The organism is Pseudomonas sp. Pseusp16, from assembly GCF_047324915.1.
Classification (GTDB): Bacteria; Pseudomonadota; Gammaproteobacteria; order Pseudomonadales; family Pseudomonadaceae; genus Aquipseudomonas; species Aquipseudomonas fluorescens_CD.
This window is the reverse complement of record NZ_CP168522.1, coordinates 6,164,917-6,180,855: the sequence shown is the minus strand read 5'-3', so window position 1 is coordinate 6,180,855 and position 15,939 is coordinate 6,164,917. Positions and strand designations below refer to the sequence as shown.

15 protein-coding genes are annotated in these 15,939 nt (G+C 58.3%); 7 read left to right on the top strand and 8 right to left on the bottom strand.

The features are described 5' to 3' along the window. Nucleotides 1–41 precede the first annotated feature (41 nt). Nucleotides 42–434 (bottom strand): 30S ribosomal protein S9, encoded by a 393-nt coding sequence (rpsI, locus tag ACEN8Q_RS28130; RefSeq protein ID WP_003228056.1) that lies wholly within the window; start codon nucleotides 432–434, stop codon nucleotides 42–44. Between the two features lie 14 nt (nucleotides 435–448). Next, entirely contained in the window at nucleotides 449–877 is a 429-nt protein-coding gene (gene rplM, locus ACEN8Q_RS28125) for a 50S ribosomal protein L13 (protein ID WP_003228062.1), read from the bottom strand. A 245-nt stretch (nucleotides 878–1,122) separates the two neighbouring features. Here rplM and ACEN8Q_RS28120 point away from each other — a divergent pair, with 245 nt between their 5' ends. Next, the gene (locus tag ACEN8Q_RS28120) at nucleotides 1,123–2,163 is read left to right on the top strand and encodes an NADP(H)-dependent aldo-keto reductase (RefSeq protein ID WP_413704031.1); all 1,041 of its coding nucleotides are present in this window, start codon (nucleotides 1,123–1,125) and stop codon (nucleotides 2,161–2,163) included. Between the two features lie 103 nt (nucleotides 2,164–2,266). On the opposite strand, the gene ACEN8Q_RS28115 is transcribed toward ACEN8Q_RS28120, so the two are convergent. Continuing rightward, nucleotides 2,267–3,403, bottom strand: a complete 1,137-nt coding sequence (locus ACEN8Q_RS28115) for an acyl-CoA dehydrogenase family protein (RefSeq protein WP_413427719.1) — start codon at nucleotides 3,401–3,403, stop codon at nucleotides 2,267–2,269. Nucleotides 3,404–3,624: 221 nt separating this feature from the next. On the opposite strand from ACEN8Q_RS28115, the gene ACEN8Q_RS28110 reads away from it, so the two are divergent. From ACEN8Q_RS28110 to ACEN8Q_RS28090, 5 genes are all read left to right on the top strand, one after another. Next, nucleotides 3,625–4,545, top strand: a complete 921-nt coding sequence (locus ACEN8Q_RS28110; protein ID WP_178120848.1) for a GlxA family transcriptional regulator — start codon at nucleotides 3,625–3,627, stop codon at nucleotides 4,543–4,545. Between the two features lie 198 nt (nucleotides 4,546–4,743). Next, complete coding sequence (locus ACEN8Q_RS28105; RefSeq protein WP_413427720.1) at nucleotides 4,744–6,690, top strand: flavin monoamine oxidase family protein; 1,947 nt, start codon at nucleotides 4,744–4,746, stop codon at nucleotides 6,688–6,690. A 207-nt stretch (nucleotides 6,691–6,897) separates the two neighbouring features. Continuing rightward, nucleotides 6,898–7,785, top strand: coding sequence for a nitrilase family protein (locus ACEN8Q_RS28100; protein WP_413427721.1), 888 nt, complete (start codon nucleotides 6,898–6,900; stop codon nucleotides 7,783–7,785). Nucleotides 7,786–7,801: 16 nt separating this feature from the next. After that, nucleotides 7,802–8,995 (top strand): hypothetical protein, encoded by a 1,194-nt coding sequence (locus ACEN8Q_RS28095; protein WP_413704030.1) that lies wholly within the window; start codon nucleotides 7,802–7,804, stop codon nucleotides 8,993–8,995. 77 nt (nucleotides 8,996–9,072) lie between these two features. Continuing rightward, entirely contained in the window at nucleotides 9,073–10,056 is a 984-nt protein-coding gene (locus tag ACEN8Q_RS28090; RefSeq protein ID WP_413427773.1) for an asparaginase, read from the top strand. 195 nt (nucleotides 10,057–10,251) lie between these two features. Here the strand turns inward: ACEN8Q_RS28090 and zapE are convergent, their stop codons facing one another. The 3 genes from zapE to ACEN8Q_RS28075 all read right to left on the bottom strand — a co-directional run bounded on the left by zapE (nucleotide 10,252) and on the right by ACEN8Q_RS28075 (nucleotide 13,446). Further along, nucleotides 10,252–11,346 (bottom strand): cell division protein ZapE, encoded by a 1,095-nt coding sequence (gene zapE / locus ACEN8Q_RS28085; RefSeq protein WP_413427774.1) that lies wholly within the window; start codon nucleotides 11,344–11,346, stop codon nucleotides 10,252–10,254. A 90-nt stretch (nucleotides 11,347–11,436) separates the two neighbouring features. After that, nucleotides 11,437–12,792, bottom strand: coding sequence for a tryptophan--tRNA ligase (locus ACEN8Q_RS28080; protein ID WP_413427775.1), 1,356 nt, complete (start codon nucleotides 12,790–12,792; stop codon nucleotides 11,437–11,439). Between the two features lie 24 nt (nucleotides 12,793–12,816). After that, a complete protein-coding gene (locus tag ACEN8Q_RS28075) occupies nucleotides 12,817–13,446 on the bottom strand; it encodes an alpha/beta hydrolase (RefSeq protein ID WP_413427776.1) in 630 nt (209 codons plus the stop codon). 144 nt (nucleotides 13,447–13,590) lie between these two features. Here ACEN8Q_RS28075 and ACEN8Q_RS28070 point away from each other — a divergent pair, with 144 nt between their 5' ends. Then, nucleotides 13,591–14,025, top strand: coding sequence for a YhcB family protein (locus tag ACEN8Q_RS28070; RefSeq protein WP_008016678.1), 435 nt, complete (start codon nucleotides 13,591–13,593; stop codon nucleotides 14,023–14,025). A 249-nt stretch (nucleotides 14,026–14,274) separates the two neighbouring features. Here the strand turns inward: ACEN8Q_RS28070 and ACEN8Q_RS28065 are convergent, their stop codons facing one another. Beyond that, nucleotides 14,275–15,015 carry an OmpA family protein gene (locus ACEN8Q_RS28065; RefSeq protein WP_413427777.1) on the bottom strand — a complete coding sequence of 247 codons (741 nt, stop codon included), beginning with the start codon at nucleotides 15,013–15,015 and terminating at the stop codon, nucleotides 14,275–14,277. 103 nt (nucleotides 15,016–15,118) lie between these two features. After that, entirely contained in the window at nucleotides 15,119–15,763 is a 645-nt protein-coding gene (locus tag ACEN8Q_RS28060) for an MBL fold metallo-hydrolase (RefSeq protein WP_413704029.1), read from the bottom strand. Nucleotides 15,764–15,939: the final 176 nt, after the last annotated feature.

Genomic DNA, 15,939 nt, shown 5'->3' with positions numbered 1-15,939 from the left:
CGTGAGGATACTGGGCGTTCTTTTTTGAACGTGAAAGCGAATTAACGCTTCGAGTACTGCGGACGCTTACGCGCTTTACGCAGACCGACTTTCTTACGTTCAACTTCACGAGCATCGCGGGTTACGAAGCCGGCTTTACGCAGGGCGCTGCGCAGAGTCTCGTCGTAGTCCATCAGAGCGCGAGTGATGCCGTGGCGGATTGCGCCAGCCTGACCACTTACACCACCGCCGATCACGGTGACGTAGATGTCGAACTTCTCGACAGTCTCAGTCAATTCCAGCGGCTGACGAACTACCATGCGGGCAGTTTCGCGGCCGAAGAAATTATCCAGCGAACGGTTGTTGATGGAGATGTTACCAGTACCCGGACGCAGGAAAACGCGTGCGGTTGCGGTCTTGCGACGGCCAGTGCCGTAATTTTGAGTCGCCGACATAATGAACTATTCCGTTAAATCTTCAGTTCTTGGGGCTGCTGAGCAGTATGAGGGTGTGCAGCGCCCGCATAGACTTTCAGCTTACGGTACATGTCGCGACCCAGCGGGTTCTTAGGCAGCATGCCTTTGACCGCGGTCTCGATCACGCGCTCAGGGGCCTTGGCGATCAGCTTTTCAAAGTTGATCGACTTGATGCCGCCCGGGAAACCGGAGTGGGAGTAGTACATTTTGTCAGTGGTTTTAGCACCGGTAACACGGATCTGCTCGGCGTTGATTACGACGATGTAGTCGCCGGTGTCAACGTGAGGAGTGTACTCAGGCTTGTGCTTGCCACGCAGACGGCTCGCGATTTCGGTGGCCAGACGACCCAGGGTCTGACCAGCAGCGTCGACGACAAACCAGTCGCGCTTTACTGTTTCCGGTTTAGCAGTAAAAGTTTTCATTCTTTATAGCCTCAGGGGCCGCCCTGTAAATTAGACGGCGGATCTTACTGAATAGTGCGTACTTTGACAAGTCAAAGGCAGCCGGATACAGACGCTTTCGGGGGCTCGGGTCGGCGCGTCCGTTCAACGGCAAGATTCTTCGGCGGCGGCGCATCACTTCCACTGCAGAAAGAGGTGCGCAATTATGCAGATTGCGAAAAATAATTCAACCTGCTTTTATGATTGTTTTGCCCAAGGAGCACCCGATGGATTATCGCCAGCTAGGCCGAACGAATCTGAACGTGAGTGCCATCTGCCTCGGAACCATGACCTGGGGCGAGCAAAACAGCGAGGCAGACGCCTTCGCCCAGATTGAGCGGGCCAAGGCTGCCGGGATCAACTTCATCGACACCGCCGAAATGTACCCGGTGCCACCCAAGGCCGAAACCTACGCCACCACCGAACGCTATATCGGCAATTACTTCAAGAGCCGCGGCGACCGCGCCGACTGGATCCTGGCCAGCAAGATCGCCGGCCCCGGCAACACCATCGACTACATCCGCGATAAAAACCTGCGACACAATCGACAGCACATCACCGCAGCGGTGGATGCCAGCCTCAAGCGCCTGCAGACCGACTACATCGACCTTTACCAGTTGCACTGGCCGGAGCGCAGCACCAACTTCTTCGGCCAACTCGGCTACAAGCACAAGATCGAAGCCAACCTGACCCCGCTGGAGGACACCCTCGAAGCGCTGGACGAGCAGGTCCGCGCCGGCAAGATCCGCCACATCGGCCTGTCCAACGAGACGCCATGGGGCACCATGCGTTTTCTCGCCCTGGCCGAAGCCCGAGGCTGGCCGCGCGCCGTGTCGATCCAGAACCCGTACAACCTGCTCAACCGCAGCTTTGAAGTCGGCCTGGCGGAAATCGCCATCCGCGAGCAATGCGGCCTGCTCGCCTATTCGCCACTGGCGTTCGGTTTCCTGTCAGGCAAGTACGAAGGTGGCGCCCGCCCGCCAAAAGGTCGCCTGAGCCTCTACAGCCGCTTCAGCCGCTATTTCAACCCGCAGTCGGAAGCGGCCTGCAGCCGTTACGTGGCATTGGCCCGCGAGCACGGTCTGGACCCGGCGCAAATGGCCCTGGCGTTCGTGACGCAGCAGCCGTTCGTGACCAGCAACATCATTGGCGCCACGACCATGGAACAACTGGAGAGCAACATTGCCAGTTTCGATCTGAAACTGTCGGAGGAAGTGCTGGAAGGGATCGAGGCGATTCACAAGGATCATCCGAATCCTGCGCCATAACCCCCACTTGTAGGAGCGAGCTTGCTCGCGAAAAACCTGAGCACACCGTTGGGTGTCAGGTTTTCAACGTTATCGTTGACGACCATCGCGAGCAAGCTCGCTCCTACAATGATCTGGCAATAATCTCCTTCATGATCTCGTTAGTCCCGGCATAGATCCGCTGCACCCGCGCATCCGCCCATGCCCGTGCGATCGGGTATTCCCACATGAACCCGTAACCACCGTGCAATTGCACACACTCGTCGAGCACCTTGCATTGCAGGTCGGTGCCCCAGTACTTGGCCATCGCCGCCGTCGGCACGTCGAGCTTGCCTTGCAGGTGCAGTTCCAGGCAGCGGTCGACGAAGACGCGGCCAATCTGGATTTCCGTGGCCATCTCCGCCAGTTTGAACCGGGTATTCTGGAAATCCGCGATCGACTTGCCGAACGCCTTGCGCTCGCGGGTGTAGTCCAGCGTCCATTGCAGCGCCGCTTCAGCTGATGCCAGCCCGCCAACGGCCACGGTGAGGCGCTCCTGGGGCAACTCCTGCATCAGGTAGGCAAAACCCATCCCGGCCTGGCCCAGCAGGTTTTCCTTGGGCACTCGCACGTCCTGGAAGAACAGCTCCGAGGTGTCCTGGGCTTTCATCCCCACCTTTTCCAGGCGCTTGCCCTTGTCGAAGCCCGGCGTGTCGGCTTCCACCAGAAACAGACTGGTGCCCTTCGCGCCGGCCTTCGGATCGGTCTTGGCGACGACGATCACCAGATCGGCCAGGTATCCGTTGGTGATGAAGGTCTTGGAGCCATTGATCACGTACTCATCGCCATCGAGCACGGCCGTGGTTTTCACGCCCTGCAGATCGGAACCGGCGCCCGGCTCGGTCATGGCAATCGCGGTAACCATCTCGCCGGACACCAGTTTCGGCAGGTACTTATGCTTCAGTGCTTCACTGCCGTAATGCAGGATGTAGGGCGCCACGATGTCCGAGTGCAGGGAAAAGCCGATGCCGGTCAGGCCAAGTCGCCCCACTTCTTCGATCACCACCGCACTGTAGAGAAAGTCCGCCCCCAGACCGCCGTACTCTTCCGGCAGGTGCGAGCAAAGCATCCCCGCCTCCCCTGCCTTGTTCCACAGCTGTCGGTCGATATAGCCTTGTTTTTCCCATTGCGCATGGAACGGCACCGCCTCCTTTTCGAGAAACGTTCGCACGCTGTCGCGGAAAAGCTCGTGCTCGGGACTGAACAAGGTTCTGGGGATCATGCGGCACCTTTTCTTTGTTTTTAGAAGGAGTTGACCTTCAGAGACTATGCCTCGCTTCCGATACAGGACACTGGACACATCCGACAAAAAATAAGACGATCCAGCCGTCTGGTGACCACTTCCCCCTATAAAAATAAAGTTGAATTATGTCTAAGCAAGCCTCCACGCCCCTGCGGCGCGTCAGCATCCTGGCCATCGACCGGGTTTTCGCTTCCACCCTCATGCAAGCCAAGGATTTCTTCCATCTCGCCAGCCTGCGCTACGGCAAACAGCTGGGCCAGGGCCTGACACCGGCGTTCGAAACCCGTCTGGTCAGCCCCGATGGCAAACCGGTCAACACCTTCAGCGATGTGATGATTCCGGTGGATGGCGGACTGGAAAACGCCGACATCATCGTTCTTCCCGCGTTCTGGGACGATTTCGACAGTCTCTGCAAACGTTACCCGCAAGTCCTGCCCTGGCTACGCCAGCAACATGCACGCGGTGCCGTGCTGTGCGGCGAGGCCACCGGTGTTTTCTGGCTGGCCGAAGCCGGGCTACTCAATGGCAAGGAAGCGACCACCTACTGGCGCTTCTTCAATGCCTTCGCCGAACGTTTCCCCCAGGTCCAACTCAATCAGGACAAGCACCTGACCGACGCCGACAACCTGTACTGTGCCGGCGGCACCACCTCGGCGTGCGATTTGTACATCTACCTGATCGAGCGCTTCTGCGGTGCCAACGTGTCCCAGGCCGTAGCGCGGGACATTCTGTATGAGGTGCAGCGCAGCTACTCGCCTGGACGCATCGGTTTTGGCGGCCAGAAGCTGCACCAGGACGTGATCATCCTGCAGATCCAGCACTGGCTCGAAGAACACTTCGCCGACAAGTTCCGCTTCGAAGACGTCGCCCGCGAACACGGCATGAGCATCCGCAACTTCATGCGCCGCTTCCAGACCGCCACCGGCGACAAGCCGCTGCATTACCTGCAACGCCTGCGCATCGAAACCGCCAAGGGCTTGCTGTCCGGCAGCCGCAAGAGCATCAAGACCATCAGTTACGAAGTCGGTTACGACGACGCGAGCTTCTTCGCCCGGCTGTTCCGACAGCACACGGAATTGTCACCGAACCAGTATCGGCAGCAATTTCAGCAGGCTGCTTAGCCGGACACAAACCGAATGTGGAAGCGAGCCTGCTCGCTTCCACATTGAATCTTGCGCCGGCCACGCAGTTCTTTAGCTGTGCATTTTCCTACGCAAAAAGCGGAATACAGAGCGCTAGAGCACCCAACCCTGCTCACAGACGCAGCCCCTTAAAAAACTCAATATTTTCCCTGTAAACACCATCAGGGAAGATCATCAATGACTATCGGATCAAGCTACAACTACCCTTCATACATCGCCAAGGAAGCCGCCCGAACAAAGCGCTCGGCTAAAAACAAATGGGCGGCTCGCTTTCCCAATCCGCCGGACTTGTGCTTTGACTATCGTGCACTGGTAGAACAGGAAAACGGCATCGCCAGGGCAACTGACCCGCAACATAAAATCTGCATCATCGGCGCCGGTGTCACGGGCCTGACTGCCGCCAGAGAACTCTATCGCTGCGGCTTTACCCATATCACTCTCATCGAACAATCCACACGCATCGGCGGCAGGCATCTGACCGTTCCCGGTAGCCGAAACTCGGCAGCAAGCCATACACCGTTTGAAATGGGCGCCATGCGCATGCCCTTCTTCAACCGGGCGGATGAGCCACCGACAGAAGGTCGGTCGCTGATGGCTTACTACACCAATCAATTTGAATTGGCGTTTTCAGACTTCGCCAACCCCGGTAGCCAATGGGTCAGCTCGACAGGCATCTATCTCCGGGAGGGCAGCATGGGCGGCGGATCAGCACCGCAAATGTTGATATGGAAAAACGAAGACGGCGTCACACCGCCTCCCGGCGCTGAATTGCAAAAGGTTTATTCCAAGTGGAAAGCCTTTGCCGATCGCATGACCCGCCACGTTGCCGAGCTCTACGCGAGCCAGGAATGGGAAGCTGTATGGGCTTCTATCGTCGAAAAATACGAGAGCGTCTCGTTCCGAGACCTGGTCAGCATGCCGGCACTGGAAGCTTGGGATGACCGCTCACCCGGGGATTTCGGCGGAATGGGAATGTCTGCGCAAGAGTCCGCAATTTTTTACGCGATAGGTATAGGTGACGGTAGTTGGGGAGCTTTTTATGACGTCTGCTGCCTCTACCCTCTGCGTACCGCGATTTTCGGTTTCAGCAGCCAATTGCAACTGATCCATGGTCGAGTGGACTCAAACGGCGATCCACTGGATTCGCCCTACCTGAATAGCGAAGCCGTTTTTGACTCAATGGGGCAGCGTTTCGACAGCCCCCGCTACATCGGCCTCGCCGCGTTGGACGAATGCCTGTTGTTTGTGAAAACCGACGAAACCGGAAAGTCCATCTACGAACATAGCCTCGAAAGAAGCAATGGGCTTCTCACCGACTCATCCGTCACAAAACTGGAAAAGCTGACCAATCAAAAAATACGCGTCCATTACAACTGGAAACACAGTCACCCCGAGCAAATCCGGGAGCAATTTGACGACTTCGACTCGGTCATCATGACACTACCTTCCTGGCTGATTGAAACTCGACTCAAGCTCGAAAATTTCACTCGGGAGATGCTGCCTTTCGAAACGATCAACGCCTACAAGACCGCACACTGGGAAACCAGCTGCAAAGTGTTTGCACCGCTGAAAAAATCATTTCTCTCGAAAAACAAAAACATCCCGCAAGCCATCGTAACCGACAGTTTTATCCACGATGTCTATACCTACCGCTACAACAACAACTACAGCTATGACTGCATCCTGCTGAGTTATACCTGGGAAGATGACGCAACCAAGCTCGCCTCATTCAGCGATAAGGAGTTGGTATCAAAATGCGCCGAAGAGCTGGATCGCATACTCATGAACTCTGCCAACATCCAGGAGAAAATTTCTCCCTACATAGGCATTGATCAAGCGGTGGTTCAGCGCTGGATCACTGATAAAAATGCTCTGGGCTGTGCCAAGCTTTACCGACCGGGCACCTACTACGATGCCGTCGGCCTGATGAAGTACAACCGGGACTTCGCGCATGTCTCAGGCTTGTATTTGTCCGGCGAGTCATTTTCCGTCGACGCCGGTTGGACGGAGCCATGTTTTCGCGGTGCTGTCGATGCAGTGATCCATATCTGCAACAAAACCGCCGCGAACTTCAATGGCGGATTTTCCTTGAGCGACTACCCGCACTACCAACTCAAAACCTGATCACATCCCCGCTCCAGAGCCATGCTCGCAATACATGGCTCTACCTCTCGCGCCTGCTACCCACTGCAATCAAACATCACGTTGATCCATTTTCGGACAAGGACTACGACCTAAACGGAAGTAGCTGACTTACGCCCCATTCCTGATTCCCCTCTTATAAACACGCCATTTAACACCTTGAAAAACAATTAAAAGAGGAACGCCGGAATGACCGAGCCAACAAGCCCTGTTCGTGTAGCAGTCGTGCAATTCGATCCACAAGTCGGCATCGAGAAATGTGTAGGTAATCTGCGGTGCAGCCTGGAATTGGCGCTTGAAGCGGTAAACGGCGGTGCGAATCTCATCGTTCTGCCCGAGCTTTCCAATACCGGCTATTTCTTCAGCAATCGGCAGGATGCCTTCGCCCATGCAGAAGCGGTTCCCGACGGGCCAAGCGTGCAGCGCTGGATCGACTTCGCCCGCGAGCACAACGTTTACCTCGTGGCCGGCCTGGCCGAACGCGACGGCATGCGACTCTTCAACACCGGCGTTCTGGTGGGACCAGACGGTTTTATCGGCAAGTATCGCAAAGCCCATCTGTGGAATATGGAGAAGCTCTGGTTCACCCCCGGCGACCTGGGTTTCCCGGTTTTCGACACACCCATCGGCCGCATCGGGCTGTTGATCTGCTGGGACATCTGGTTCCCGGAGGTGCCTCGGATCCTCGCCCAGCAAGGCGCGGACATCATTTGCAGCCTGAACAACTGGGTCTGGACACCGCCGCCGCTGTTCGACGATGCCGGTAAGTGCATGGCGTCGTATCTGACGATGACGGCCGCTCACGTCAACAACGTATTTATCGCTGCCGCCAGCCGGATCGGCGAGGAGCGCGGCGCGCGCTACCTGGGTTGCTCGTTGATTGCCGGAACCAACGGCTGGCCGATTGGTGCCGTGGCTTCCGCAGACAAACAGGAAATCCTGTTTGCCGATGTCGACCTGACCAACTCCCGCAGCGCGCCCATCTGGAACAACCTGAACGACCTGCATCGTGATCGCCGGGCCGATCTTTACGATCAGATGCTCGGTTACACCCAACACCCTTGCCTCCCACGCTGATCAGGAGGCCTATCGCATGGAAGTTACAACCGACAAAAACCAACCGTCGCGCAAATCGCCGATTGATACAGCCGTCGTCCTGCTAATGATCGGCGCGACACTGCTGATCGTCTGGCTTTCTTTCAGCAACCGGACTTTCTGGGGAGCGCATTGGCCCGGGTACGGTGACATGGTATCGCTGCTACCCGAACCGAGTGCCTGGTTGCGCTGGGTGTTAGGTGACATCAGCGAGGTGGCTTTCTACAAGCACGAGTTCGCCTCGATCGGCCTGCTGGCGGGCGCTTATCTGGCTTACTGGGCGAATCGAACGGGGAAATCCTGGCAAGGGTTTGCCATCTCCTATGGAACCGGACTTTGGCCCTGGCTGGTCACCAGTTCGTTGCTCGGGCTGCTGCTGAGCAATCTGCTGTGGGGCTGGACGGTGACAGCCACAACCTGGCAACCCACATTCGTAGCGTTCGTCTCGCTGCCAGCGGCGATGGTGCTGATGTTTGGCGCAGGCTGGAAAATCACGATCAACGGCGCACTCATGGGCGCCGTACTCGTCACACCGATGTGCCTGCTGATCGTCAACTACGTGTGCCAACCGCTGGCCTTGCCTGCGGTGATCGGCAATGTGCTGGGCATGGCGGTTGCCAGCGTCCTGGCGTTTCTGTTCTGCCGCTATTGGCCGAACCTGGTGAAATCCAGGTCGTCGGAAACACCACCCACCCCGATCGCCCCCGCCAAGGTCCCCGACTATGGCGTCATCTGGAGCCTGCGCAGGATTCTGGCGGACTTTTCCGAAGCACCGTTCTTCGGCAATGAACTGGCCAGCCTTGGCCTGATACTGGGGGCATTGCTGGCGTACAGCTTGAACCCTTCAAGCCCCGCGTACGGATCGGGCCTGTTGCTGCACATCATCGGCGCGCAGGCATTGGCCTCGGCCATCGGCGTGCTGATCTGGCGTCGACAATGGATGTTGCGCGGCTGGTATCCCACTTACATCCCGCTGGTTTCAGTGGTGCCCGCGGCGATCCTGGCCTATGGCGGCAGCTGGCAGATTATCGCCTCAAGTGCACTGCTGGGGGCATTGCTCGCACCACCGCTGGCCTGTGTGATTGCCAGGAAATTACCGGCCGACATGCACGCCTACATCGCCAATGTATTGTCGATGGCCATCAGCACACTGCTGATCGTGCCGCTGATCGGCTTTCTGATCGCTGATTGATGTCCCAGCCATTCGGCTGTATCGCGGCCTCAAAAGCGGATACAGCCACTTTTCATTACAAACAAGCGAGGTAACCCATGGACCTGCCCAAACTGTCCATCGCGGCACTTGGCGGCACGGTAAGCATGCAAGCGAGCAATGCCGGTGAAGGTGTCATCCCGACCGTCAGCGGCGAAGCCCTGCTGACTTCCATACCGGAACTGACGACGCTGGCCGAAGTCACTGTCGAGACCCTCGGCCTGCTGCCCAGTGCGTCCCTGGATTTCGGGTTTTTGCTGAACGTATTGTCCTGGGCTGAGTTTCAGGTCAAACAGGGCGCCGTTGGGGTCGTGATAACCCAGGGCACTGACACCCTCGAAGAAGCCGCGGTGTTTCTGGATTATCTGTGGCCCTACGGCACCCCCTTGGTGCTGACCGGTGCCATGCGTTCCGCAGCACAGCCAGGTGCCGATGGACCGGCCAATCTGCTGGATGCATGTCGCGTTGCCCTGGCGCAGAACAGCCGGCAACGCGGTGTCCAGGTCGTGATGAACGGACAGATTCATCAAGCGTGCAGCGTACGCAAAACCGATTCGCTGGCATTGCAGGCGTTTTCCTCTCCGGTCGTGGGACCCGCGGGCCTGCTGCTGGAAGACCGTGTTCGCTACCTGCGCCCGCCGGGGCCGCGCACGGTGTTGCCGTTGCCGCAACAGACCACGCAGAAGGTTGCGCTGCTTGAGGCCTCACTTTCGGCCGACACCCTGCTACTGGAGAATATTCTCGCACTCGATTACGACGGACTGGTGATCGGCGGTTTTGGCGCCGGCCACATCTCGCAGCGCTGGGCGACAATGATTGAGCATATTGCCAAACGAATCCCCGTGATCATTGCGACCCGAACCGGTTCCGGCTCCACTGCACTTGCCTCTTACGGTTTTGGTGGCGGTGAGATGGACTTGATCCGCAAGGGTGCATCGATGGCGGGTTTTCTCTGTCCGCGAAAAGCCCGGATTCTGCTTTGGCTGTTGCTCGGTTGCCAACGGCAGCACGAGCTTGCGCGGTATCTCAACGAAGACATTTGACTTCAAGACAATGTACGAGCTTGTGGGAGCGGGCTTGCTCGCGAAAGCGGAGTGTCAGCAAAAAGAGCATCAACTGACACGACGTCTTCGCGAGCAAGCCCGCTCCCACAGGGTATTGTGATGAACCCATGGGGTTCTTCCGCGTACAAAAAAAGGGCCTGCATTTGCAGGCCCTTTTTCATTTTCCGAATCGTCCTACGGCTTATGCGCCCGGGACAGGAATTCGTGGGACTGCATTTCCAGCAGTCGGCTGAGGGTCCGCTGGAATTCAAAGTTCAGGCGACCACCGGTGTACAGATCCTTGAGCTCGACTTCGGCAGAAATGATCAGCTTCACGTTACGGTCGTAGAACTCGTCGACCATGTTGATGAAGCGGCGGGCGATGTCGTCGGTGGTGACGCTCATCTGCTCGACATCGCTGAGCAGCACGGCGTGGAAGATCTTGCCCAGCTCGATGTAGTCGTTCTGGCTGCGCGGGCCGTCGCACAGTTCACGGAAGTTGAACCAGGCCACGTCATCGCAGGTGCGCAGGGCACGAATTTCACGGTTTTCGATCATCAGCACGTCATTTTCGACCGCTGCCGTGCATTCCGGTGTCAGCGCACGGAAGCTCTTGCGCAGGCTTTCGTTGGCGGCTTCGTCGAGTGGATAGTGGAACAGCTCGGCTTGCTCGAGGTGACGCAGACGATAGTCGACGCCGCTGTCGACGTTGACGATCTCGGTGTTCTGCTTGATCAGCGCAATGGCCGGCAGGAAGCGCGCGCGTTGCAGGCCATCCTTGTACAGGCCGTCCGGCACGATGTTCGAAGTCGCGACCAGGGTCACGCCGTTCTTGAACAGCTCTTCCATCAGGGTGCCCAGGATCATGGCGTCGGTGATGTCGGAGACGAAGAACTCATCGAAGCAGATTACCCGGGCTTCGGTGGCGAAACGCTTGGCGATGATGGTCAGCGGGTTTTTCTCGCCGCCCAGGGTTTTCATCTCTTCGTGCACGCGCTTCATGAAACGGTGGAAGTGCGTACGGGACTTTTCCTTGAAGGGCAGCGCTTCGAAGAAGGTGTCCACCAGGTAAGTCTTGCCGCGACCTACGCCACCCCAGAAGTACAAACCCTTGACCGGGGCCTGATCCTTCTTGCCAAACAACTTGCCCAGCAGGCCCGGCTTGTTTTGCTCGGCCGCGACCAGGTCGTCGTACAGGCGCTGCAAATGACGCACGGCGGTTTCCTGCGCGGCATCATGGAAGAATTCCGGGCGTTTCAGATCAGCTTGATATCGTTCTAGGGGCGTCATAATTCGTTAGCAAGGCAACAAAAACGGGCCGACACTGTAGCGACGGCCCGCAGGAATGGCAATCGGCCCTTGGTCAGGCCGAACCGTTGTTTATTCCTGAACCGGCGTCAGGGCAATGCGCAAGGCTTCAATGGCCGCGTCGCGTGCGGCGCTGTCGGCGAAGGCCGGGCTGTCGGCAACACACTCGCCTTCCAGCCAGAGGCTGAAGCACAGTTCGTCACTGCGCACGTCCAATGCCTGGCCCGCTTGCAGTTGCTTGGTCACCTGACCGGCGGTTTTACCATCGGCGAAGTTGCGCGACAGCAGCAGCTGTTCGCCATCGGCCGCCAGCAGACGGAAGCGGAAACTGCCGTCGTCTTCGCGGAAGCTGACAAAACGTGCGGCCTTCACGGCTTTCTTTTTGGTAGTCGCCGCCACTTGAGTCTGGGCAACGAAGGAGCGCAGGCCCACCGCTTCACGCAGTTCGTGGAGGAACGGCGTCGCCACCGCACGGGCCTTTTTCGCGCCGTGTTGCAGGATGTCTTCCAGATCCGCCGGACGCTCGATCAGCTGGTTGTAGCGCTCGCGGGATTCGCCCAGTTCGGCGTCCAGCAGCTGGAACAGACGATTCTTCGCCTCGCCCCAACCCAGGCCCTGCAACAGCTCGCTGCGGAACTCGTCGGCCTGCGCCGGGGTGGCGAATGCCTGGAACAGGGTGAACAGGTGCGAATTGTCCGGATCCTTGGCTTCGCCCGGCGCGCGGGAGTCGGTGACGATCCGCGAAATCGCGTCCTTCATCTCTTTGGCGCTGCTGAACAGCGGAATGGTGTTGTCGTAGCTCTTCGACATCTTGCGGCCATCCAGGCCCGGCAAGGTGGCGACGCTCTCTTCGATCAGCGCCTCGGGCATGGTGAAGAATTCCTTGCCCTGGCCAAACAGGTGGTTGAAGCGCTGACCGATGTCCCGCGCCATTTCCACGTGCTGGATCTGGTCACGACCGACCGGCACCTTGTGCGCGTTGAACATCAGGATGTCCGCGGCCATCAGCACCGGGTAGCTGTACAGGCCCATGGTGATGCCCGCGTCCGGGTCTTCACCGGTCTCGACGTTCTTGTCCACCGAAGCCTTGTAGGCGTGGGCGCGATTGAGCAGGCCCTTGGCGGCGACGCAGGTCAGCAGCCAGGTCAGCTCGGGGATTTCCGGGATGTCGGACTGGCGATAGAAGGTCACGCGATCGACATCCAGGCCACCGGCCAGCCAGGTCGCGGCGATTTCCAGACGCGAGCGCTGGATGCGCAGCGGGTCATCGCACTTGATCAGGGCGTGGTAGTCGGCCAGGAAGTAGAACGAATCGGCATTGCTGTCACGGCTGGCAAGGATTGCCGGGCGGATGGCGCCAGCGTAGTTGCCCAGGTGCGGCGTGCCGGTGGTGGTGATGCCGGTGAGGATACGGGTACGAGTCGTCATGGGTAATCGCTTGTCAGACTGCAATCAATTCGAGAGACGCGGCAGGATCAGATCCTTGAGATCGGTCAGCTTGCCATGAAAAAAGTGTCCGCATTCTGCCACTTTCAGCAGCTCATGGGGGCGTTCGAGCTTGTCGGACCATTCGTAAACGACTTGTGGATCGATCACTTCGTCGGTTTCCGGCTGGATCAAGGTCAATTCGCCGTGCTGCGGCAACCGATCCTGATCACCGAGGCGCATGACCGCTGGCGCGACCATGAACAGATGCTTGAGCTGCTCACCCTTGGCCTCGAGGCGCCCGCCAAGGCTTGCTGCAACAAAACCGCCGAAGGAAAAACCGAACAGGGTCAGCGGCAATTCCGGGTGTCTGGCGCGAATCCATGCGGCGACAGCCTGGGCATCATCGACTTCACCGGTGCCCATGTCGTGGGAGCCTTCGCTGGCACCGACGCCACGATAGTTGAAGCGCAGGGTGATCAGTCCGGCGTCGCGCGCGGTGCGCTGCAGGGTCGAGACCACCTTGTTGAGCATGGTGCCGCCTTGCACCGGGTTCGGATGGCAGATGAGCGCCAGGCCACGCGGTTGCTCATTGTCCAGGTACAGTGCTTCCAGTTGGCCGACCGGGCCATCAATCACTACAGGGGTTTCGCGCATAAGCAAGGAAGGAACTCCGTGACCTCGAATCGGGTCGACTCGTCTAGCAAATTGTCTGTGGCTGTCTATTGCGAGTGAATCGCGGTATACAGCGCAGGTTCGAGCCGTTAACGTAAAGCAAAGCCGTTTATAGAGGAAGGACTCGTGGAACACTCGCTCTTAGTTTGGTTGTTACCGACTCTTGCCCTGGTTGTGGGTGTCGCCATTGGGTTTCTGATCGCTCGCCTTGCGCCGAATGCCGCGCCTAGCAGCACGCAACGTCAGCTGGACGACATTCAGGAACGTTTCGACAGTTATCAGAACGAAGTGGTAACTCACTTCAACAGCACTGCAACGCTGGTCAAGAAACTGACTGCGAGCTATCAGGAAGTGCAGGACCATCTCGCCGAGGGCGCCAACCGCCTGGCCCTGGACGAACAGACTCGCCAACGCCTGCTGGCCTCCCTTCACGCCGATGCGGCGCAGGCTCCACGGGAACGCCTGACGCCGCCACGCAATCAGGAACCGCCTCGCGACTACGCACCGAAAGCCCCGAACGCGCCGGGCATGCTCGATGAGCATTACGGCCTGAAGAAGTAAGCAGACCTGCGCAATGAAAAGCCCCCGGACAAATGATTGTCCGGGGGCTTTTTTGTTTCTGATCCAATATTTTCGGTGTTTGTCAGGGCCCCTTCGCGGGCAAGCCCGCTCCCACAGTATCCGTGATCGACCCAGAACCCTGTGGGAGCGGGCTTGCCCGCGAAGAGGCCGGAACTGACAGCACAAAAAAACCGTTCGCCCCCCATAAGGACCGAACGGTTCTTTTACACCCGGGATTCAGTCAGACGCTTATGGATACTGCTGAACTGTACCCTGCTGCTGAGCACCATACTCCTGACCCGGAATCGCCTTGAGGTTGACCTCTACACGGCGGTTCTGCGCCCGGCCATTGACGTCGCCGTTGCTGGCAACCGGGCTATCGGGACCTGCGCCGCGAGCGCTCAGGTTGGTCCCGCTGACACCTTGCGAGGTCAGGTAGGTTGCCACGCTTTGCGCACGACGCTGGGACAGGTCCATGTTGTGCTGGCGGCTACCGGTGCTGTCGGTATAGCCGACGATCTCGATCTGGTTCTGGTTGAACTCTTTCAGCGAGCCCGCCAGGTTGTTCAGCGGTTGATAGAAACCTGGAGCAATGTTCGCCGAATCGGTAGCGAACGTGATGTTACCCGGCATGATCAGTTTGATCTGGTCGCCCTGGCGCTGCACTTCAACACCGGTGTTGGCCATGCTGGCGCGCAGCTTTTTCTCTTGCTGGTCGGCGTAGTAGCCGTAACCGGCGGCGGAAGCACCGACCACTGCAGCACCGATCAGCGCACCCTTGCCACGGTTATCGTGGTTGATGGCAGCACCGGCCAGCGCACCGGCCAGAGCGCCGAGGCCACCGTATTTCGCGGTCTTGCTCATGCCTTCGGAGCCGCTTTCCGCCTGGCCCTGAGCCTGGCCCTGACCGCCGTAAGGGTTAGGCGAGGCACAACCGGACAAAACGGCCACAGCTGTAGCGACAATAATCAAACGACGCGTGGTGAACATGTAAAGCTCCTACGTTTTTGCATTCTGTGGTGCAACGGACCAAGGCATCAGCCTTTGCGGGCGTTGGATCACTTCCTGGATTAAAAATTCCGCTCGTTACAAATCATGCCCGTACAAACGGGTTTTCGCGCATTTCATCGCCCAGACGAGTGTCAGGACCATGCCCGGCTACCACCGTCGCCTCTTCGTCGAGGGTGTACAGCCGCTGCTTGATCGAACGCACTATGGTCGCCTGGTCGCCACCCCACAAGTCCGTGCGCCCGACTCCGCGACGAAACAGCGTGTCGCCGGCAATCAGCAGCCTGGCCTCGGAAAACCAGAAGCTCATTGAGCCCGGTGTATGACCCGGCGTGTGCAACGCCATACCGCAGCCGCAGGCCAGTTCTTCATCATCGGCCAGCCAGCGATCCGGTGACGGCACCGGGGTATAAGGCACACCGAACATCTGGCACTGCATTTCCAGGTTGTCCCACAGAAACTGGTCTTCCTTGTGCAGATGCAGTGTCGCGCCGGTTTTCTCCTTGAGTTGACCGGAAGCGAGGAAATGATCGAGGTGGGCATGGGTATGGATGATACTGACCACTTTCAGCCCCAGGGCATCGAGACGCGCCAGGATCAGCTCATGATTGCCACCCGGATCGACAACGATGGCCTTTTTCGTCACCGGATCGCCGATGATTGTGCAGTTGCACTGCAAAGGACCGACGGGGAAGGTTTCGCGGATAAGCGCAGGTTTGACAGCGTCCATGGGCGTTCCTGGAGTAAATGGATGGCCTATTCTGGCACAGCCCGCCGACATCGCCGATGCCGTCCGCCGCCTATCACCTGCCTGATTGCAGAATCCACCTACATCATTCAAGGAAACGTCTGATTTAACTCCCGTGCCGCCAAGCCTAGCGTGCTCGTCCCTGCAAACAACACAAG